Source organism: Clostridium sp., from assembly GCF_032576335.1.
Taxonomy (GTDB): domain Bacteria; phylum Bacillota; class Clostridia; order Oscillospirales; family Acutalibacteraceae; genus Faecalispora.
Genome location: NZ_JAWFXC010000010.1, coordinates 40,157 through 61,800, shown reverse-complemented (window position 1 = coordinate 61,800; position 21,644 = coordinate 40,157). Strand labels below are relative to the sequence as shown.

Here is a 21,644-nt window from a genome sequence, read left to right as displayed (position 1 = left end):
CTTTGCTTTAGCTTGGTCGCTCGGTAGATGGAACAAGCTAAGGCAATAGAATATCTTAACTTATTGAAACGTTATAAGTGGGTGATGGGATTAGTGCCAGGATATTTAAATCAAATAAAATAAAGTTGTTGCTCTTATTATACTTTATATTCGCTTGAATCTTCACTTTTAATAATGAACTGCTTTTCATCATTCTCAATTTTATATTCAAATTTCTCCATATCATCTTTAATTTCTTCTTTAGTTGAATTTCTCATATCTTCATTTTTATTAATCATAAATATTTCCCTCCATATTTTCATTTAAAATTGTGATGTTAATGCTAATTCTTGTGTTAATAACTCTCCTGATACAATGTGATTGAATAATGCAAAATTACTTTTTCCTTTTTTATCTTGAATCATCACAAATCTATTATCTTTATTTAAAGTTTTATCATAAGCTTTGTGGAATATATTTTTAACTATAGGACTATCAAAATTCATATCGCTATATTTCAATTCCAATCTTTCCAATAATGATTTATTTTCAACTTTTATATAATCTAACCATATTACACTTTCATCTATTTCTGATTTATTATATAACCTTAAATAGTTTCTAGGCTCATTATCTTTTACTGTAAATACTATTCTATCTACAGATCTTCCCTTTTTAATTTTTTCTTTTATCTTTATTTCCATGATTCCTGTAGAATTTATTTCATCAATACTTCTCTTTAGTATATTGGTTTCAAAAGAATTAAATGTTTTATTTTTATCTCCTAACTGCAACATATCTCTTAATTCTTGAACTGAAAATTCAATATCTCTTTTTGCTCCAGTCCAACTTCTCAATATTATGTAAAACCTTTGAGCATAAATACCTTTTAATCTATATATAACTTGTAAAGCATTTTGAGTATGACCTAATCCTAAGTCAAAAAGATATTTATATAGTTTAGCTGGAACAACAACTTGATAATTTCCAGTTTCTTTTTCTATATAAAAGTGGCTTATTAATGAAGCTATCATCTTAGCCCTAACTCCATCTCGTGTAACTGTGTCAAATGTAATACTACAATTACTTAATGCTGAAAAGGTTTCTTTTAAGGAGTTTTCAATTCTATCATTTTTTCGTTTAAAAATTTCGTTAAAATCTTCAGGAGTTAATTTACATATTAAAGTTTCTATCTCACATAGACTTTTCCATTTTAATATATCATCTTCACTAAGTTCAGTTTTCCTATTTTCAGCTATTATATATTCTTTATTATCTCTTTGTATTGCATACATCAACTTTAAAAATAAGTTATTCTCTTTTTCTCCTATTGAATATCTACCCCTAGCAATACTATTAGGCGTTGCTAATATCTCATAAGACATTTATTACACCTCTTTCTATTATTTTACTTATTAATATAATTATATATATACAACATCACATTTGCAATATTAATGTTGTGTTTTGTGTTTTAAGGTATCAATTTGATGTGGTATCAATTTGATGTGGTTTAAGTATCAATTTGATGTGGTATTATATTTTCCCAGTATCAATTTGATGTGGTATTATATTGAGGGAGTATCAATTTGATGTGCTTTAAGTATCAATTTGAAGTGTTTTATCTTCCACAACTTACTAAAATAGCCATCTTTGAACACTCTAAATACTATACATAAATACTATACATAAATACTATAATCTTTAAATTCTGATGAAAGGATAACCTTTCATCAGAATTTTTATTTATTTTATTTCATCTTTCAAAGTTCTAAGAATTGAAGTAGCCATCATAGTTTTGTCAAGTTGTTCTAATATATCATCAGTTATAACAATTTTATTATCTTTCATTTTTCTATGTTGTTTAAGGATAGATACTAAACCTTGATATACGCTTTTTAAATCTGCTACTAATTTATAATTTTCTTTAAATTCATCAGATTTATCTTTATTCTCCTTAGACTTTGCTTTCATTTCTTCTAATTCTTTTCTATAACGTTCCTTTTCTTCTTTATTAGAATTAGCTTCATTTTTTATATTTTCAATTTCTGATAAATATTTATTATCTAAATCTTTTTTAAGTTCTTCTCTTAATTGATTTTCAAGTTCCTTTATTTCTTCCTCCGATTTATTTTCACTTTTATCTAATTCACTTTTTAATCTTAAAACTTCATCACTTATAAGTTTCTTACTTCTAAGAGCTTCGTCTTTCTCATTTTCTATTCTTCTTATCTCAACTGATTTTTCATTTTCTATTTTTCTTATTTCAACTAACTTTTCATTTTCTAACCTTTTAAGTTCATCAGCTTTTTCTTGTTCAAGTTTCTTTAGCTTTACTTTTAACTCTGTAGCTTCTTCCTTACTAATTTCAACTTTATTATTTATTATTTCTAAGATAACTTTTTGATTATCTTCACTTAAACTTGAAAATTCACTTGCATTAGCAATAGTTAAATTACCATTTTCAAGTATTTCTTTTAACTCTGGAATAAGATTTTTATTTATTCTTTCATATCTTCCTACTTGTGTTGGAGATAATTTTAAATCATTAGCAATTATTTCTCTTATCTTTCCTGGAACTTTCTCACCATTTTTCTTTTTAGTTTTATATAGTTCAGTAAGCCTTTTTACTTGTTCAAGCTTTTCTATTTCTGTTAACTCTCTAGTTTGAGCATTAGCTTGAATAAGAATTATTTCACTATCAATATCATTCGCTTCAATAACCTTACAAGGAACTAAAGCAAATATTTCGTTTCCTTGTTCAACTAATTGTGTAAGAGCAGTATATCTTCTTTCACCACTTATTAACTCATATTTTCCATTATCTAATTTTCTAACAACTAAATTATGATTTAATCCATTCATCTTAATATCTTCTGCCAGTTCATCTACATTCACTATTTCATAGAAATTTTTCTTATTTCTTTCAATATCTTTTATATCTATATATTGAACATTGAAGTTATTTTTAGCTTCAATTTCATTAGCTTTCTTAACATTTTGTGATACACTATTTAACATTCCTTGGCTTATTGAAAATTTCTTACTCATATCTATAACAACCTTTCTTTATTTAACTATTTTTTATTGGGGGTGTCCCCGAGGGACACCTACATTTTTAAAATACTTCTTTACATAAATCTCTATAATTTATACTTGCCCTAGCTTTCTTATTACCAAATACTACAGGACATTCATCAAATGTACTTTCTATTACTTTTACATTTTGCTTTATTGTAGTATTAAACATCTTATTACCTAATAAATTTTTAAGTTCCTTCTTTATAAGCTTATTTACTGTTGTTGCACTATCCATTGTTATAAAACAACCTTTAAAATTAAGATTAGGGTTAAATTCATCTTTCATATCTTCAATACTTTCAAGTAAATATTCAAGTCCATCAAGAGCGAATTTGTCTATTTTTATTGGGACAAAAACTTCATCACTAGCACATAAAGCATTAGTAGTAATCATATTTAAACTAGGAGGACAATCTATTAAACAATAATCATATTCATTATTTAGATTTTTAAGAGCCTTTGATAATCTATTTTGTTGACTTCTTGTATTATCAATAAGAATATTTCTATCAGCAAAAGTTAAATTTATATTAGCGGGTAAAATATCTATATTCTCAAAATCTGTTTTCTTTATTACCTTATGTATATCTAAATGTTTATCTAATAAAACATCTGATACAGTTAAATCGTCCATACTATAGGCTTTAAATAGCTTTGTAAGGTTACTTTGAGGGTCTAGGTCTACCAATAATACCTTTTTACCTTCTTGGCTTAAACAAGCCCCTAAATTAGCTGTAGAAGTTGTTTTTGCAACTCCACCTTTTATATTAAAAATTGATACTTTTTTCATAATTAATTCCTCCATTTTCTAATTAATATTTATTTAAAATCTCATTATATTTGTTATTGGTAGGTGTCCTTTGGGGACACCTTTTGGCTTATCTAAAAATTAGAACAAATGATGTTGCTAGGGTAACTAGTAGGTTTAATATAACTATTATTATTGAAGCAATATTTAATTTTTTTTCTGTCATTTTTATTGATACCTCCTTAATAATTTGTTATCATTAAAGAAGAATGATTTTGGAACAGGAGGGGGGTAAACCCTCCCTTGACTAGCCTACTTGCTAAGTAGTGAGATTAGATTAATAATTGCAATAACTAAATTGAGCAATGCAGTTAAAAGAATTATTAATTTGTCAGTTCCGATTTTGTTCTTCTTTTTTTTCTTTTTTTTCACCAAATCACCCCCTTTCAATAAATGAAACTATCTTTTGAAAACTTGTATATATCTAACTTTACGAGGTACTTCTTTACCTTTGATAGATACTAAATCTTCATGCCCTTGGGAAACATATAAAATCTTAAAATCTTTTAATTCTTCAATATCTTTAATTTTCATATCCCCAAAAAGGTCAACTCTCATTTTTGATTTATCAGCTATCTCTTTATCAGTAGCAGATAAGAAAATTTTGTATTGGCACATACTATCAACTCCTAAAATATAAACTTTAAATTAGCACTCCTACCGTCGTGTTGTTGTTTTTTTGTTGAGCCTAAGACTACATATTGGAGTGACTTTGCTTTAGCTTGGTCGCTCGGTAGATGGAACAAGCTAAGGCAATAGAATATCTTAACTTATTGAAACGTTATAAGTGGGTGATGGGATTAGTGCCAATTTGTTTATTATTTTTGAATTGTTACCTATGTTAATTTTCTTTATTTTTATACTCTTCACGACATTTATTAGTACAAAAATAGCCTTCGTCATAAAAATATGTTAATTTACCACAATTTAAACACTTTCCTTTTTTATCTTTAAACTCTGGAATTCTAATTTTATCTGTATCCATAAAAATAGTTCCTCCTAAGAATATTTTTTAAATTATGCATTAAACTTTTCTTACTGTTATCGTATAACTGTTATCATAATGTATCTTTTCAAACTTTATTACTTCATATTCCACTCTTTCATAATTACAATCACTTGCATTACCTTCATATAATGTTTTGTTACCTAATTCTATAATAGTTATTTGTTTGCCTTGAAGTAGCAATATTAAATAATATAAATCTAATCCATTAATAATCATTGGCATTTTCCCTGAAAAAGTTGAACCTATTATTAAATTTTCAGTATCTATAATTGATTGGTTACTATTCTCTATTTTATTTTTTTTCTTAAACATTTTTCCCCCTTTATTTATTAGATATTTTCTCTATTATATTTGCATCAATATAAACATTAGAATATTGGCTATTTCCACGCCCTTTATATTCTCTACTTATATTTAAAACTTCAAAACTCCCTTTAATTTTTTCTATAGCAATATCTTTTTCTTCATCATCAGCATAAGTTAATCTAATTTTAATCATCTTTATTACCTCCCTTAACATTTCTATAATACAAAGCACAATAACCATTTCTTACCCTAAGAAAAGCATAAATTTCTTCACCTTCACGAACTGGCTTCTTAATTTCTTTACATCTAGTTTGAGATAATAAAACATCTTTAAATGCCCTATATTCACTTGGCTGGATCATTGGCTTTTTAGTAGTTCTGCAATATTCAGCAGTATAAAAACCATAGCTATTAAAAACTGGTACTTTCTTTTTTTCCTTCAATACTAGACCTAGTTTTTCCTTCATCTTATTTATTTTTTTCTCTAATTTAACAACCTTCTCATTTGCTTCTGTATATAACTTATAATTTTCATATCTAGCATTTCTTAATTTCTTAGTTTCTTCTTCTAATTCAGAGTTTTGTTTCTTTAATTTTTCTACTTCTTTTTGTAGTAAATCATAATCACCTTGTAAAAAACTATCAACATAAATAGATAAATATCTAGGGGTAGTATAGCTTACTTCATGTATTTTACAATCTAATAGCTCATTGTATTTAACATCTTCATAAGCTTTAATTTCACCGTAAAAATACCAATTTTTACGTTTTGCTCCTATTGGATAGATATGTAACGTAATAGATTTATTATTAACTTTTATCCATGATTCATCTAAAAATTCTTTAACTGTTTTTCCGACATATTCTTTTCCATCATATCTATCTTCTTTATTTATTACCTTGTTATAACAGTATAAAGTTGCTTTGCAATCTTCTAAACTATTGTGAGCATTATCTAAATAATAACCATAATATAAGCAACAATCATCTAAAGACTTCCAAGTATAGTTACCATAATACTCATTCCATTGCCCATAGACTTCTGCAAATTCATACATCAAATCATAAATGTTAGTATTAAACTCAACTCCATACTTCTTTAAAAAACCTACTTCAAAATCTGCATTATAAATAATAATTTCAGCAGCATTAGTTAATATATCAGTTAAAATTTCTACATAATCTTCAAAAGGCTTTTTATCAAAAACCATAGCTGGACTAATTTTATGTATTGCTTCTGCTTCTTCCCAGGTGCTAATACTTTTAGGCTTACAATACTCATTTATTAAAACATTTCCGTCCTGATCTATGGCACTTACTTGTAATATTTCATCATATTTAGAACTTAAACCAGTAGTTTCAAAATCTAAAACGACTTTTTCATACTTCATTATAAATTCCTCACCCCTTTAAATTTGACATCTATTTTAATTTTTTAGATTGTTTATTCTCTTTAATTAAAGTTTTTATTTCTAAATCTTTAGAAGATATTACATTATTTAATGATTTCAATTCAGATTCTTTTAATTCAATATCTTTTTCTAAAGATACTATATTATTATTAAGTTTAGATACTTCATTTTCAAATTCAGCTTTTAACTTATCTATCTTTAATTGATTTATTGTAGCTTCATTATCTTTAATAGCTTCAATTTCAGTTTTCTTTATAGAATTAAAAGTGTTAATAGTTCCTTGTAGCATTTCAACATTAACTTGTAAACTTGCATTTTTCCCTTCTAAAATTACTTTCTGCTCTTTTATCAACGCTATTTCTTTTTCCATATTATCAATAGTCTTAGAACTATTGATAATTTCCTTATTTTTATCTTGTATAATCTTATCCTTTTCTTTTATATCATTATTTAATTCAATTACAGTTTTATTAAGGTTTTCTATTTTTGAATCCAGTTCACCTTTTACTGTATTAAATCCAGTAACAATAGCATTAGAATTTTTTAGCTGCTCTTCGAGATCTTTATTTTTTAATTCTAATTCCTTAACCCTATTAGCTAATTCAATATTAGCTAATTCAATCTTTTTATCTGAAGCTTCTTTAATATTTTCAACTTCTCTATTTTTAGACATAAGTTCAAGTTGAGCCTTATTAACAATTTTTTCAATAGCTTTTACCAATGTTGCTGAAGCTCCACTAATAGATTGCAACTCAACACTACAATCTAATGCTTGTAGTTTTAATGCATCTTTAGAGTTCCTGGTAAACTCCCAAAACATTCTTTCAAATAATTTAGTTTGAGATATTCCTTCTTTCTCAACAAGTTCTCTAAATTTTATATCAATATAATCATCAGGTCTAATTCCTAATGGTGCTTTTTGTTTCTTTTTTTCTTTTATATTTTCTTCTTTCATCATAAATCCTCCAACATTTTTATCTATACTTATATTATACCACCATTTGTAAGAATAATATACTATTTTATAAAATTAATATACTAAAATAAATTAGTATATTAATAGTATATTTATTTTTATAATATACTATTAATAAATATTAGTATATTAATTAAATTTAACGTGTATTTAGTTTTGTTTTGCTATAAATTGAATGGAAAATAAAAAAAGGTGTTCCCCAGGAACACCTTTTTATTTTAGTTTAATTATTATTCTAAATATATTTGCTTAATAAATAAAAATTTAATATAATTTTTAACCACAATATCTATTATACCAAAAATCCTTGTCAAATTATAGACTATTATGTAAATGTTTACTGTGATAAAATTTAATCATAGATTTCAATACTTTTATTTACTTCCAAAGGAGGATTCATTTATGAGGTTTATTTTATTATCATTATTGCTCATCCCGACAATTATTGGAGTAATTTATTGCATTTATGAATTCTCCAATACACCACAAGATTTTATATCTTATGATGACTTTTGATATATATGTAAAGAATAATAATAAGAAAGTGTTCCCGAGGAACACTTTCTTATTTATACTAATTATTTATTTTTTCTAACTTACGTTTATTATTTTCTCTCTTTAATGTACTTACACTAATACCTATTAATCTCTCAACCTCATTATAACTTTTATCTCCACCATTTACAGACAACATAGATAAAGCTAAGTCTATTTGATCTTTAGTAAACTTTTTAGGTCTACCCTCCTTATACCCAGCTTTTGTCTTTGCTATCTCCTTACCTTCCCTTGTTCTTTCTAAAATCATATCTCTTTCAAATTCAGCAAAAGATAAAAATATATTTCTTATTAATTTACTAGCTGGCGTATTATCCATTACCCCTATATTTAATATATTTATCTTTATTCCTCTATCAAGTAATTCTTGTACTAGTTTAGTTCCATCTATTAAGCTCCTGGCAAATCTGTCGAGCTTAGTAACTGTGAAAGTATCTCCTTCTTTCAACTTATCCAATAATAATTTTAATTGTGGTCGATCGTTAGTTTTTCCTGAAAACTTTTCTTCTATGACTTCATCACAACCTGAAGAAAATAATTCAGATAATTGTTCTTCTAAAGAATTTCCACGACCTTGCTTTATTGTACTAACTCTTGCATATCCATAATTCATATTTTCCCTCCATTAAGGTCAAAACTTGTCCCAAAACACCAAAATTTATACCATTACTTTTGACCATGATTTTTGACCCCTTATTAAGTATTATTTTATCGTTGATTAAAAATATATGTCAAGCCAAAAATACCCTTAGTCCAAAAGTGTTAAGTTTTGACACTCTACAATAATATTAAAATAAAAAATTATCTCTACTGTACTTATGCTGTATAGTAATTCTATCTATTTTGTATATAAATGATAGAACATTAAAATCTTACTTTATCCTTACAAAAAATTTAATTAGTAATTTCTCCTAAAAAATATTTTGTTTTTGCCATTTCAATATTTTATCATTAAATTGCAAGTTATGGCGGTACCTACATATGAACAAGTTGTTTCTTTAATCAAAATCAAAGGTTTTAATTAAGTGAACCTACTGTTCTACTGGAATATAATATACAAATACCATCAATCACTCTCTACGATAACTATCTTCCTCAATATAATCTCTTAATAATTCTTTCGACAAACTTGACATATAAAAACTCCTCCTTGTAATAATTATTTATCTCAATTATTTCCAAGGAGGAGTAGTTTTTATTTAGTTTACACATTTTTTTACACTGTCTCTCTTTTAGATCGTTATATTTCCATAACTTTTATTAAAGTCATTATTTATTCTCCATTCTAAACAATTCACCCATTTTAGCCATCAACTCTTTATATGTTCCACGCTCTATTATCTTTCCATTTTTTAAAACATTTATTTCATCACACTTTTTTATTGTAGATAATCTATGTGCAATTATGATAACTACTTTATTTTCAAATTGAGAATATAAATTTTCCATAATAAGTTCTTGACAGTTATTATCCAAAGAAGATGTTGCCTCATCAAAAATTATAACCTTTGAGTCACGTAATAGTGCCCTTCCAATTGCAATTCTCTGTCGTTGCCCACCTGATAACTTAACCCCTCCTTCTCCTATTTCTGTATCTAGACCATTAGGTAATGTTTTAATAAAATCAGACATTTGAATAACATCTAATATATCATCAACTTGTTGTTTTTTTATTTTACTATTTAACATTGTAAGATTATTATAAATCGTATCATTTAAAAGTACTATTTCTTGAGTAACTATTGAAATATTCTCTCTAATACTTTTTAATGTATAGTTATTAATATCATTTTCATCTATTTTGATACTACCACTATCTTCTGTCCAATTTCTTAGTAATAAATTTATAATTGTAGATTTTCCCCCACCACTTTCACCTACAATTCCTGTTATAGCTCCTTTTGGAAATGATATTGAAAAGTTATCTAGGACAGAAGTTACTCCATTGTAACTAAATGTTATATTATTAAAGCTAACACCTTTAGTTACTGATAATAAACTTTTTTTACCATTCCTAACTTCATACTCGGTTCTTTCATTTAATATATTCATTATTTTATAAATAGAAATCTTAGCTTTTTTAAATGTGATGGTATTTTCAACAATACGTATAATTGGAGAAAACAACTTTTGAGAATATTGATTAAATGTTATTAATGCTCCTATAGTTAAATTTCCATAAATTATCTGCAATCCCCCAATTCCGTAAATAATTATAGTACTTATTCCATTTAAAAAATTAATTATATTCATTTCCTTTGAATACTCTTTATTTATTTTGATAGAATTAAGGCTATACTCTCTTTCATGATTAAAATATTTCTTCCAAAAATACTCAGAAAATCCTAATGATTTACCATATAATAACATGCGAAAAAATTCATTTACATTTTTGACCATATTAGATAGACATATTCTAGTTTCTTCTGTTAACTTAACAATTCGCTTATTGAAATGCTTTTGAGTAAAAAATACTAAAGGCTGAATTATTACTACTAAAAAAAATAATGATGGTTGTAAAAATAATAAATAGCTACACATAAAAATTGATGTAACAACTTGTATTATAGTTGTAAATAATAATTTAGATGATATACTTTCAACATTATCAATATCTCTATCATATATAGTAAATAATTCTCCCATATTTATATCAGCTTTATAGCTCCCTGGTAATCTTTCAATATGTTTTAATAAATCAATTCTTAGAGTCCTAGTAAAATTTTTACCTATTACGGCATAAAGATAACTAGTAAAGTAATCCAGTATACACTCTACTACTAATAACAATATATAAAAGATAATATATTTTAAAATAAAATTTATATCACCTTTGGCTATACCATAATCTACTATTTTCATTAATAATACTGGCTGTATTAAAATACAAATAGAATATATCACTGAGCAGATAGCAGCACCTATATGGTGATATTTGTATTTAAATATTCTATGTATAAATTCCTTAATAACAGTTTTTTCTATCATACTAATTCTCCAATGATGAAATTATACAATGTTGATAAAGATTCCACTCTGTTCATTCTTACTTCTTTCTTACTAAAATCTAAATTAAATTTAATCTCTATATTATTAAATATTTCACCAGCCTTTTCTTTTGTCATACCCCAAGTTGGATTAAAAAGACTATGTGTAAGAAGCTTTCCGTTCTCTGAATTTGTAATTTTTAATACATCAATAACAATATCCTTTAACTCCTTAAAAACGATATCCTCCTCAATAGGATGATATATTTTATCTATTTTTATAGTATAATCAAATTCACTTGTTTCCCAAAAAGATTTCTTTGAATTTTTTTCTATAATATCAATTACACTTTCATATTTGTTGTTGCTATTAATAAGATTTATTAATATATTAGTAAACTTTGCACTAGCTTTACTGTTCCCACCAAAAAATGTATATAGACCATTTTTATTTTTTACTAAAACAGGCATACAATCAGATACTATTTGAATTTTTTTATTAGGTGAGTACCAATATTCATTGCTGTGTTTTAATATATTTCCTACAACCCCTATTACCGATGGTAATCTAGCAGGATAACTTAATTTCATTGAATTACTCAAAGAAGAAATAATAATTACTCCCTTTTCTTTTAGTTTTTCACATATATGATTTAACTCTAGTAAATATTTATCTGAAACTGTTGCTAAACTAAGATTTATAATATCAATTTTTTTCTTATATAAATATCTTAGTGCTTGTATTAATCCCAGTGAATGTCCTTCATTTTTTTTATTTAAAATCTTTATAATAATGTATTCTATAGGGATATGCTCTTCATTAATAACCTGATAACAAAATGTACCGTGATAACTTTCGTCAATAACATTATCATTTATTTCTATTTTTTTATTTTTGTATAAGAAGGATTTAGAGTCAATAACCTCATTATTTTTTAGTATATCCCAATCAATCCCACTATCTATAATTGCTACTTTTAACATATTTATACTCCTCTATGCTAGTGCATTTTTAACGGTAATTTATTTGTGGTTTATTTAAATATAGATTTAGCTTTAGCTCTTCTTATATAATTGATTTCTGAAACATTTATGTATAGCTCCTTGCTGTCATTGTTATAATTGAATTCTCATACAACAATGACAGCAAGGAGCTATAATAAATGTTTGTTTATTTTATTCATTTGTAAAATTATTTTTGGTACTCTTATAGTACCCTACATATATATTGAAAGTATTGGTAATATAATGATTAAGTTAAAATATATTTATATAACTTATAATAAGTAAACTTCATTTATATTTCTTAGAACTGAATAGATTCAGCAGTATTTTAGATGTCTAAACTTAACTATAACTTATATATATTTAATTAATCTAAATCTTAGCTAAACCAATTGTTGTAAGCTGTTTTATCAAATTCACATTTAGGTGTTGTAGTATTGTTTTTCCAAATTTGACAATCATCCCAACACCCTTGTCCCTTAATATCTAATGAATCTACCTTATCCTTAATTTTCTCAATTCTTAATTCATTATTTTCTTTCATAAATAAATCCCCCTTAAAATATTAATTTCATTCTATTACCAATAGCTAACAATGGCTTAATTAGTATATTTTTTTAAAATTTTATATTTTATATTTTCAATATTACAAACAACCGGATCAGCTTCTAAGAAGTTTCCAGTCAGTGATTTATTTATTAATTTACACCTATTGCTAGTGCAAAACTCCTTATAACTACACTCATAGCATGTACTATTTTCTTTAGAGTATATCTTTTTTAAAGTTTCAACTTTTAAATAGTCTATACCTGTATAAATATCTCCAATCATTAATTTAGAATCACCAACAATTACAGAACATGGATATATATCTCCATTAACATCTATATTAAATGCTCCATATCCTCCATTGCATAATCCTGATTTTTGCTTCATAAACAAATCTTTATCTACAAGACCTACTTTTATCTTAGAATATATATTTTCTTTTCTATTTATAAATTTATCAATCTTCTTCATTTCATTTTCAATAATTTTAATTTTTTCTAAACTCCACTTCTTATCATAGTAATCAAAGGCTGGAGCTATATAATTAAAACCATTTTCTATTAAAGATAAAATATTTTCATATAATGAATCTACCGTTTCTGTGTTAATAGTCATTCTAACTCTCAAATCTGGACGTACTTTCAATAGTTTTACTGCTGTTCTTATTGCTTCATCATAACTTCCATTTCCATTAATATATTTCCGATTTAAATCATGTGTTAATTTATTTCCATCAATACTAATTGTTAATGAATACTTAAAATCATTTACTAAGGTTTTATAAATTTCATCATTTATAATTGTTCCATTTGTAGTAATCCCAAAATTAATACGCCTAGTATCGATATTTTCTTTTAATGATTTAATAAAATACTTTATTAAATCATATTCTAACAAAGGCTCTCCCCCATGAAATATTACATTTATATTTTCATCTACCTTCTTTATTGTTTTACATATAAATTCAATAGTCTTATCTGCAGTTTTTATATCCATAGATGCAGCTAACTTATTATTGCCCTCATAGCAATACTTACAAGATAAATTACATCTTCTGGTAACCCAAATTGTAAAATCCATATTATTATACCTATTCATCCCATAATATTTTTTCTAATACTTTTTTATGATTTATACATCTTTCCTTAAATTCTCTTTCATTATTTTGAAGTCTTGCAATTTCTTCAACACAACTCCAACAAAACAAATTAACATCACATTCCTTACACTTTTCATAATGATCTGGTTGTATACTTCTTAAACTGTTCCCTATTAAATACTCATCTCTAGTTCTTTTCATAGCATCCTCAAGCGTTGTAATTTCTAAAATATTAAATAATTTAAATTTTTCACTTATCAAATTGCCACACGGGTATACCCAGCCATCATAATTAATTGCTAAGTCTGAAACTCCAGCTCCACATCTAATGCTACGTAAATTCATTCTTGCATCAGATAAATCATCTATCTCAATATTATTATCTATTTCTTTATTAATCTTAATAAACTTATCTGAATTTTTTAATCCACGCCCTACCGGTGCAAATATTCTTATAACCGCCTGAGTACCAAGTTCTTTATTTAATTCTAAAAAACCTTTTTTTAACTCTTTATTATAATCACTAATAACCATAGATAAGTAAATTTCATCAAATCCTCGCTCTTTTAATAAGTTAATACTTCGAATAACTTTATTAAATACACCTTTTCCCCTAATTTCACTACATGAATCTTCATCTATACCATCTATACTAATATCTAAACGATTTACATTAGCAATAAGTCTATCTACATTAGCTTCATTAATTAATGTAGCATTTGTTGCAATATCAATTTTTCCTTTATAATTTTTTCGTGTATAATCTAAAATTTCCCAGAAATCACTTCTAACCATAGGTTCTCCACCAGAGAACACTAATTTAGGAATACCATACACCTCTATTTTATCTATTACTTTTTTTAGTTCTTCAAAACTTAATATTCTTTTATACTCGCTAATAAAATCAGCATCTACACAACAATGCTTACATTTCAAATTGCATTGATTTGTCAAATTTATATAAATAGTATCTACTTTTTCATCAATATTTAAATTGTTATCTAACAATTTCATTTTATATAATATTCTTATCAAGTTATCTATATAGACTCTATCTTCTCTATCCTCTATACACTTCAATAATTCCTCTGAATTTAATTTATTATAAATGCCTCGCTCTATTATACTAATACATTCTTTTGAAATTTTAATCCATTCTCCAGAATCTCTATTGGTCAATATTACTCTATTTCCTCGTTCTAGTTTCCTATAGTTTTCACTAAATTTCAAACATATCCCCATATATTCTCCCTCTAATCACTTATATTTATAAATATGAGTTTACCAGTGTATCTTCTACCTTGTGTATAAATTGCACTAGACTTATCCTTAGAAATAATTTTAGTTATAATGATTCCATTCACATATTATTTAGATACTATAACTATTATTTCTCCTAATTCAATAAGATTTTTCCCCTATTTTAATTAAATAATCTCAAATACTTATTTCTGCCATCTGTAATAATTCATATACATATACATTTCCATTTAATCTTTTGTCTTTATTGTCATAATTTTCACCTCAGTATTCCTATAAGTTAATATAAATATTCCTATATATAAGTATTTATATTTTAATGTAAATAAACTTTTCCAACTCCCAATTTGTTTATTTCTTATATTGTACCAAAATTTATATTTATTGTAAATAAATACCTTATTTAATTTTTAAACGATTAAAGTATTCTTTTAATATTACTTATTTAATACATCTTCATCATATATAAATAAGCATCCTCTAGTGTTACTTCTGCTCTTATACAATCTATTCTAGGTTTTTCTTCTGATATAATTTTAGTCATTATCTTACCATCTACATATTGTTTAGACGATATTGTTGCATATCTAGATAACTCTAATATTTCTTTTTCATTTGTTATTAAACAATTCCATACATGATTTTCTGCATTATTTAACAATTCGCTTATTTCTCCATTAAATATTAAATTACCTTTCTGCATAATCCCTAATTTATTGCATGTAGATGCTATATCTTCAATTACATGTGTTGAAAAGATAACAGTTCTTGTTTCTCCAAAATCAACTAATAAGTTCCTAATTTTTATCCTTTCTTCTGGATCTAATCCTGTTGTAGGTTCATCTACAATTAGAATTGGTGGTTCATTTAATAAAGCTTGAACTAAACCAACTCTTCTTTTCATTCCACCAGAAAGTTGTTTATTCTTCTTATTCTGTTTATCTATCAACCCTGTTTTTTCTAAATAATAATCTATTCTATCTTTGCATATGTTTTTTGGTATTCCTGACATTCTCCCTAAATATTCAAGTGAATCTCTAACTGTCAAGCTTGGGTATACTTCTAACTCCTGAGGTAGATATCCAATTTGTTTCTGTATCATTTCATAATTATTTTTTTCTAAGTTAATTCCATTAATTAAAATATTTCCTTTTGATACTGGCAATATTGTTGTTAAAACTCTCATTAACGTAGTTTTCCCTGCTCCATTTTCTCCTAATAAGCCATATATTCCTTTTTCAATATTTAGGTTTAGATTATCTATAGCTTTAGTACCATTATTAAATTCTACAGTTAACCCTTTTATATTAATTGTCATATCTCTTCACCTCATTTTTATAATAAATTAAGCTGCTTTTAAATACAGTCATTCCAAATAATACAATAATAGCTCCTATTAATTTTCCAATTACCCAACTATAATCTAAATCCTTAGTAAAGAACTCACAGAAAGCAAATATATTAGCACTTTTAAAAATATTCATTCCAATAGTTGAATTTAATAAGAACCAAATAAGTACAGCTATTCCTACGCCAATACCAATTTTCTTTGTAATATTCACTAATACTACAGTTAAATATCCGAAAAATGCGATACTTACTCCTGTTGCAATTAAAGTAATTATAAGCATTGATAAGTTATCCATTTTCCCTATATTATTATTGACTTTCATTAAATACAAACTATATTGAACTAATGCTAATAATTCTACAAATAACCAAGCTATAAAAAACCTTCTTTTTACTAGCCCTATTAAAACGTCTTTAGACTTTAACTTAATAACTTCATACCTTTTTTCTAAAATCTCTAAATAAAATAAATCTGAAAAGAAAAGAATAGACAAAAGTGAACTATATGGATCAATAACGCCTCCTATTTCATCAGCATATGCTAATGGAAAAATTATAGATAATAGCATTACATATATTATACAAATCCATAACTTATATTTACTAACTACAATTACTAAATCCTGCTTCATCAAAAACGTCTCCTTTTCCAAACAACAGTTGCTATCATAAAAATAAGTATTGAAACTATTAATAATGATATTTGATTAATATACATTCCTAAAGATATTTTAGTTTCAAAAAATATTTCAGGGAATCTAATAAATATACTTAAAGGATGTGTCTTATAATGAATATTACCCTCTAATATTTCTGCACCTATATTAGAATAAAGAATATATAAAATCATAATAGGTATTGTTGGCAGTGGATTTTTAAATATAACTGTTACTAAACTATGAATTGCAAGTGCCATCACTACACTTGGTAAAATAAATATTATTACATATTTAAAAATATCAAACATGGAAGAATTAAATCCCCACTTATATGCAATCTTCATAGCTAAAAAATTATAAAAAAGAGTTATCACAAATATTACTGGAATCATAGCTAAAAGCCCTGCTATAGCTTTCCCCCCAATATACTTTATAGATGATATGGATTTGGTATGAATCAATTCATATATATCTCTTTTACAATCCTTCATATATAATATTGGAAATAACGCTATCATAAAGAATATTAAGCATACTCCAAAATAATCTACAAACTTTTTAGAAAACCACTCAGTATAATTTTCTTCTCCTAGTTTTTCTCTAATATAATTATTTGCTTCTTCTATAGTTGCTTGTTTCATATTAGCATCATAAAAAGCATACTCTGCACTCTTATAGCCATAATTTTCATCTAAATATTTAGCAAAATCCTCTATACTAATTCCTCGTTTATACTCTTTAATTACCTCTTGAGCTTCATTAGGTTCTACATCTAATTCTTCAACTAAATTCTTATAAATTGTACTTAACGCCAGTTGTTCTTTTTCTTTATTATTTACAGGAATATATCCATTCATTATATCTGCATCTGAAATGCTATTTTCATCTAAGGTAACAATTTGGCTGTCATTCTCAAAATATTTTACATCTAAATATTGACATAGATTCACATATACATAGAAACAGCATAGTATTAATCCAATATAATAAAAGGGTTGTTTTATTATATCTTTAATAGTCATTTTTATTATTCCTCTCATATCCTTTGCCTCCATTCTTTATTTTAAATTTTACCCTAAACTCCAAATCCCATTTATATATTTTGCCTTCACTACTTATCTTTAAGTTTATTTTAAATTCTAAATATCAAAAAAAAATCAACTTTTGTAATTTTACAAAAAAAATTCCACCCTATTATTTAGGTGAAATTTTTTACAAATATAAAGTTATACTAACTATTGCTCCTCCATCTGCTGCATTATAAACTTTTAAATCTCCATCATATTTATCACAAAGCAGTTTAGTTATATAAAGCCCCATTCCCATATGTCCTGAAGCATAATTTCTGTTTTTTCTTATCTTTTCACTGTCTATTTCATTAATTATTTTACTTTCAAAGCCACAACCATCATCCTTAACAATTAATATAACCTGTTCATCTTCTATATTGATATTTATAGAAACTTCACTGTTAGCAAACCTAATTGCATTGGTAATAATATTTTCATAAATCTCTAAAAATATGAACTTATCAATATTAATTTCAAAATCTTCTTTAAATTGATTATGTTGAACCTTTATATCAATTCCATTTTTCTTATAAAACACTTTGTTTTCTTCTTCAATATCATAAATTATTTTTAGTGCACTTACCTTTTCATCTTTTCTATCTCGTAGTTTTACCTCATCTGCTCTTCTCATATATTCCACAAATTCTTTCAATCTTGCAATTTGAACATTACATTTATTAAGTTCCGCTAGCACCTCTTCTTTGGATATGTTGTCTTCTGGATAAAACTCTAAAATAGTTTCTACATACCCCTCTAATACCATTAGTGGAACTCTTATATCATGAGCTATTGATGCATGAAACTCCTTTTCTTCTATAATTCTATTCCACATTTTCTGATTATTATCTATCAATTGAATTCTCATCTTATCAAAAGATTTACACAGCTTACCAAACTCATCCATATAATCATACTCAATTTCAAAATCTAAATTATTGTTAAATATTTCATTTGCCCCTTTTTCTAGCAACGCTAATGGTTTTTTAAGCTTTCTCTTAAAAAATAAATATGATGTTATGCTATTTAAAGTTATCGTTATTATTAATAATGTCCATGTTTCTAAAAAGTCACATATCTCTACTATAATATTATCTGATTGACTCATAAAGCTTGAGCTAATCCTCGGTGCTTCTGTTATATATCCATAATACTTATTATAAAAATCATATATTTCCTTATACTCTTCTATGGTTTTATATTTACTCCATATACTATTTTGTATAATTCTAGCCCCATTCATAACTCCTATAGATATGATAACTGATAATAATGATGATATAACTATATAATAAATTAGACTCTTTTTAATTGATAATACCCTTTTATTTAGATATTTCCTTATCAAAGCTTTTCCACCTATATCCACTACCCCATTCTGTTTCGATAAAATTTTCATCTGTAAACTCATAAATCTTTTTTCTAATTCTTCTTATATATTCAGTAACTACTTTAATATCACTATCATTTTCCTCATGCCATAATTTTAAAAATATATGTTCTTTGCTAAATATTTGTCTTTCATGTAATGCTAATAACTCTATTATCTCATATTCTTTTTTAGTTAAATCTAATCTTTGTCCATTTATAAATACTTCCATTGAAATAAGGTCTATACTCATACTCCCTGTATAAATCATCTTATGAGAATACTTTGATCTCTCTTCTCTTTTTAAATTAGAAACTATCCTAGCTTCCAATTCCCTAACACTAAATGGTTTAACAATATAGTCATCTCCACCAACTAATAATCCATTTACTTTATCTTCTTCTGTAGCTCTTGCTGTTAAAAATAAAATAGGACTTTGAGTAAAATCTCTTATTCTTTTACATACATCTATACCATTTAGTTTAGGCATATTAACATCTAAAATAACCAAATCTGGAGTACACTTCATTTTATCTAATGCTTCTTTTCCATCATATGCTGTATATATTTCATATCCTTTTAATAAGAAATAATTTGAAAGCATATCTATTAAATCCAAATCATCATCCACAATTAATAGCTTTGCCATTTTACCTCCTATATACTTCTTTTTTAATTAAATACTTTTACCTTAACCTAGCTTATCTCTTATCCTTAAATACTTGACCTGCATGATCTCAATATCAATATACTGGAATTTATCATAAATCCAAAAATTTTAATTCATGAATTAATAAAATTTCTTTTTACTGATATTCAAAATCTCATTTTCCTATTTCTCTTAATGCTCACATAAATCCCAAAAACAAACATAATTTATCAATAGTTAAACTTCGTACAGTTAAATATTCTCTTTTATCACAAACAAGAACTTATAATTTAACAATATAACAAGAAACTTAATAAGTGGCTACCTAATGCAAATTCTAATTTAATACTAACATAAAATTGTAAATTATTCCAATTTTGATTTGTAGTTATTTAAGACAATAAAAAAAATCCTTATTTAATATTAATTGAGACTATTATTATAAAAATGAGATTAGTAAATTTGAATGTATTAGGATCAGTATCCGAAAAATTTGAATTTACAACGTTAAGCCAATATTTTTATTAATTAATTGTATAATTATATCTAAATTCTCAATTTCTATCTTATTTCCTCTAGTTGAATAATTTAAATTAGGTATTTCTTCTAATAATTTACTTATATTAATAGGCCTAAATACTTCTATAGTTGAAATATCAAGATATAATGCTCCATTATGATTAACTCCGTGCCTAACTTCAGGTATCTTAAATTTTTTAGATTTTTTTACTATTGCACTTGCAATTATTTGCCTATCAAACTTAAATAAAACAAGCGTATCTCCTGATATATTCATTCCATTTCTATAATATAAAAATTTACCTTTTTCATTAACTAAATCTTTTAAAAAAAATTCTCTTTGAACATATGCGTAAGCTTTATTTTTAAACCTTGGTTCATCTTTACTCATAGCAAATATTTTTATTTCTTTACAACTTAAATTTTCATCTATCATTTTTTCCCTCCAATTAATATTATTTAAATATAAGTCTATATAGGTTTAACTTGTACATAATACCTTTTACCTAAAGTTATATTTTTATGAACTGCTAGTTCTGATTTTATGTATCCTAACTCTTCAAGTTTCTTTAATTCCCTTGATACTGTTGTTTCAGTTATAACCAGCAAACTACTTAAATATTTAACTTTAATTATCCTATTTTCATAATACTTATTTATATATAACAACAAAAATAATATAAGCTTCATATTACTATTCAAATCTTTATCAAAAACATATAAATTAGGAACATAGATCCCTTTAAATTTAATTTTAGATACATCTTCTAATAAACATTTATTTAAATTATCTTTTTTTGTCATAACCTAAACCTCCTAAATCCTAGAATACTTTTATAACATAGTTCCTTAGTAGTAAATAAAAAATATATAAGAATAACCAACAACAAATTATAGGAACCCTATATAAAAATATTATATTTAAATGTCTAAAAATAAAATATATATCAAAGCTAGTAATTTCAATGGTTTAAGATGTTTTATATTTATGAAATTATTCATGAA

The 21,644-nt window shown here is 25.3% G+C and carries 23 protein-coding genes; all 23 read right to left on the bottom strand.

The window, feature by feature from the left end; translation table 11 throughout:
* Positions 1-137: 137 nt before the first annotated feature.
* The 23 genes from E7L17_RS11845 to E7L17_RS11735 all read right to left on the bottom strand — a co-directional run bounded on the left by E7L17_RS11845 (position 138) and on the right by E7L17_RS11735 (position 21,443).
* Positions 138-278, bottom strand: a complete 141-nt coding sequence (locus tag E7L17_RS11845) for a hypothetical protein (protein WP_156327505.1) — start codon at positions 276-278, stop codon at positions 138-140.
* A 24-nt stretch (positions 279-302) separates the two neighbouring features.
* Positions 303-1,364, bottom strand: coding sequence for a replication initiation protein (locus tag E7L17_RS11840; protein WP_316323369.1), 1,062 nt, complete (start codon positions 1,362-1,364; stop codon positions 303-305).
* 361 nt (positions 1,365-1,725) lie between these two features.
* Positions 1,726-3,030, bottom strand: coding sequence for a ParB/RepB/Spo0J family partition protein (locus tag E7L17_RS11835; protein ID WP_042398927.1), 1,305 nt, complete (start codon positions 3,028-3,030; stop codon positions 1,726-1,728).
* A gap of 67 nt (positions 3,031-3,097) precedes the next feature.
* Positions 3,098-3,850 carry a ParA family protein gene (locus E7L17_RS11830; protein WP_042398930.1) on the bottom strand — a complete coding sequence of 251 codons (753 nt, stop codon included), beginning with the start codon at positions 3,848-3,850 and terminating at the stop codon, positions 3,098-3,100.
* 417 nt (positions 3,851-4,267) lie between these two features.
* Positions 4,268-4,486, bottom strand: coding sequence for a hypothetical protein (locus E7L17_RS11825; protein WP_042398933.1), 219 nt, complete (start codon positions 4,484-4,486; stop codon positions 4,268-4,270).
* A gap of 223 nt (positions 4,487-4,709) precedes the next feature.
* Positions 4,710-4,853 (bottom strand): hypothetical protein, encoded by a 144-nt coding sequence (locus tag E7L17_RS11820; protein ID WP_156327494.1) that lies wholly within the window; start codon positions 4,851-4,853, stop codon positions 4,710-4,712.
* 39 nt (positions 4,854-4,892) lie between these two features.
* Positions 4,893-5,189 (bottom strand): hypothetical protein, encoded by a 297-nt coding sequence (locus E7L17_RS11815; protein ID WP_042398935.1) that lies wholly within the window; start codon positions 5,187-5,189, stop codon positions 4,893-4,895.
* 10 nt (positions 5,190-5,199) lie between these two features.
* A complete protein-coding gene (locus E7L17_RS11810; protein WP_156327495.1) occupies positions 5,200-5,376 on the bottom strand; it encodes a hypothetical protein in 177 nt (58 codons plus the stop codon).
* Positions 5,369-6,574, bottom strand: coding sequence for an exonuclease domain-containing protein (locus tag E7L17_RS11805; RefSeq protein WP_052330684.1), 1,206 nt, complete (start codon positions 6,572-6,574; stop codon positions 5,369-5,371). The genes E7L17_RS11810 and E7L17_RS11805 overlap by 8 nt, the downstream gene beginning before the upstream one ends.
* A gap of 31 nt (positions 6,575-6,605) precedes the next feature.
* Positions 6,606-7,553, bottom strand: a complete 948-nt coding sequence (locus E7L17_RS11800; protein WP_154821276.1) for a hypothetical protein — start codon at positions 7,551-7,553, stop codon at positions 6,606-6,608.
* 592 nt (positions 7,554-8,145) lie between these two features.
* On the bottom strand, positions 8,146-8,739 hold the full coding sequence (locus E7L17_RS11795) for a recombinase family protein (RefSeq protein WP_042398942.1): 594 nt from the start codon (positions 8,737-8,739) through the stop codon (positions 8,146-8,148).
* A gap of 656 nt (positions 8,740-9,395) precedes the next feature.
* Positions 9,396-11,114: an ABC transporter ATP-binding protein gene (locus tag E7L17_RS11790; protein ID WP_042398945.1), complete on the bottom strand. Its 1,719-nt coding sequence runs from the start codon at positions 11,112-11,114 to the stop codon at positions 9,396-9,398.
* Positions 11,111-12,097, bottom strand: coding sequence for a S8 family serine peptidase (locus tag E7L17_RS11785; RefSeq protein WP_042398947.1), 987 nt, complete (start codon positions 12,095-12,097; stop codon positions 11,111-11,113). The genes E7L17_RS11790 and E7L17_RS11785 overlap by 4 nt, the downstream gene beginning before the upstream one ends.
* 400 nt (positions 12,098-12,497) lie before the next feature.
* A complete protein-coding gene (locus E7L17_RS11780) occupies positions 12,498-12,662 on the bottom strand; it encodes a hypothetical protein (RefSeq protein WP_156327496.1) in 165 nt (54 codons plus the stop codon).
* Between the two features lie 56 nt (positions 12,663-12,718).
* Entirely contained in the window at positions 12,719-13,747 is a 1,029-nt protein-coding gene (locus E7L17_RS11775; RefSeq protein WP_042398949.1) for a radical SAM/SPASM domain-containing protein, read from the bottom strand.
* A gap of 10 nt (positions 13,748-13,757) precedes the next feature.
* Positions 13,758-14,996, bottom strand: a complete 1,239-nt coding sequence (locus E7L17_RS11770) for a radical SAM/SPASM domain-containing protein (protein WP_316323368.1) — start codon at positions 14,994-14,996, stop codon at positions 13,758-13,760.
* Positions 14,997-15,471: 475 nt separating this feature from the next.
* A complete protein-coding gene (locus E7L17_RS11765) occupies positions 15,472-16,344 on the bottom strand; it encodes an ABC transporter ATP-binding protein (protein ID WP_042398951.1) in 873 nt (290 codons plus the stop codon).
* On the bottom strand, positions 16,334-17,008 hold the full coding sequence (locus E7L17_RS11760) for a hypothetical protein (RefSeq protein WP_055277900.1): 675 nt from the start codon (positions 17,006-17,008) through the stop codon (positions 16,334-16,336). The genes E7L17_RS11765 and E7L17_RS11760 overlap by 11 nt, the downstream gene beginning before the upstream one ends.
* Complete coding sequence (locus E7L17_RS11755) at positions 17,008-18,075, bottom strand: ABC transporter permease (RefSeq protein ID WP_042398831.1); 1,068 nt, start codon at positions 18,073-18,075, stop codon at positions 17,008-17,010. Before E7L17_RS11755 ends, E7L17_RS11760 begins: the two co-directional genes overlap by 1 nt.
* Positions 18,076-18,247: 172 nt before the next feature.
* Positions 18,248-19,501, bottom strand: coding sequence for a HAMP domain-containing sensor histidine kinase (locus E7L17_RS11750; RefSeq protein WP_316259515.1), 1,254 nt, complete (start codon positions 19,499-19,501; stop codon positions 18,248-18,250).
* The gene (locus E7L17_RS11745) at positions 19,428-20,120 is read right to left on the bottom strand and encodes a response regulator transcription factor (protein WP_042398837.1); all 693 of its coding nucleotides are present in this window, start codon (positions 20,118-20,120) and stop codon (positions 19,428-19,430) included. Before E7L17_RS11745 ends, E7L17_RS11750 begins: the two co-directional genes overlap by 74 nt.
* A gap of 499 nt (positions 20,121-20,619) precedes the next feature.
* Entirely contained in the window at positions 20,620-21,075 is a 456-nt protein-coding gene (locus E7L17_RS11740) for a hypothetical protein (protein ID WP_042398840.1), read from the bottom strand.
* Positions 21,076-21,110: 35 nt separating this feature from the next.
* Complete coding sequence (locus E7L17_RS11735; protein ID WP_042398844.1) at positions 21,111-21,443, bottom strand: MarR family transcriptional regulator; 333 nt, start codon at positions 21,441-21,443, stop codon at positions 21,111-21,113.
* Positions 21,444-21,644: the final 201 nt, after the last annotated feature.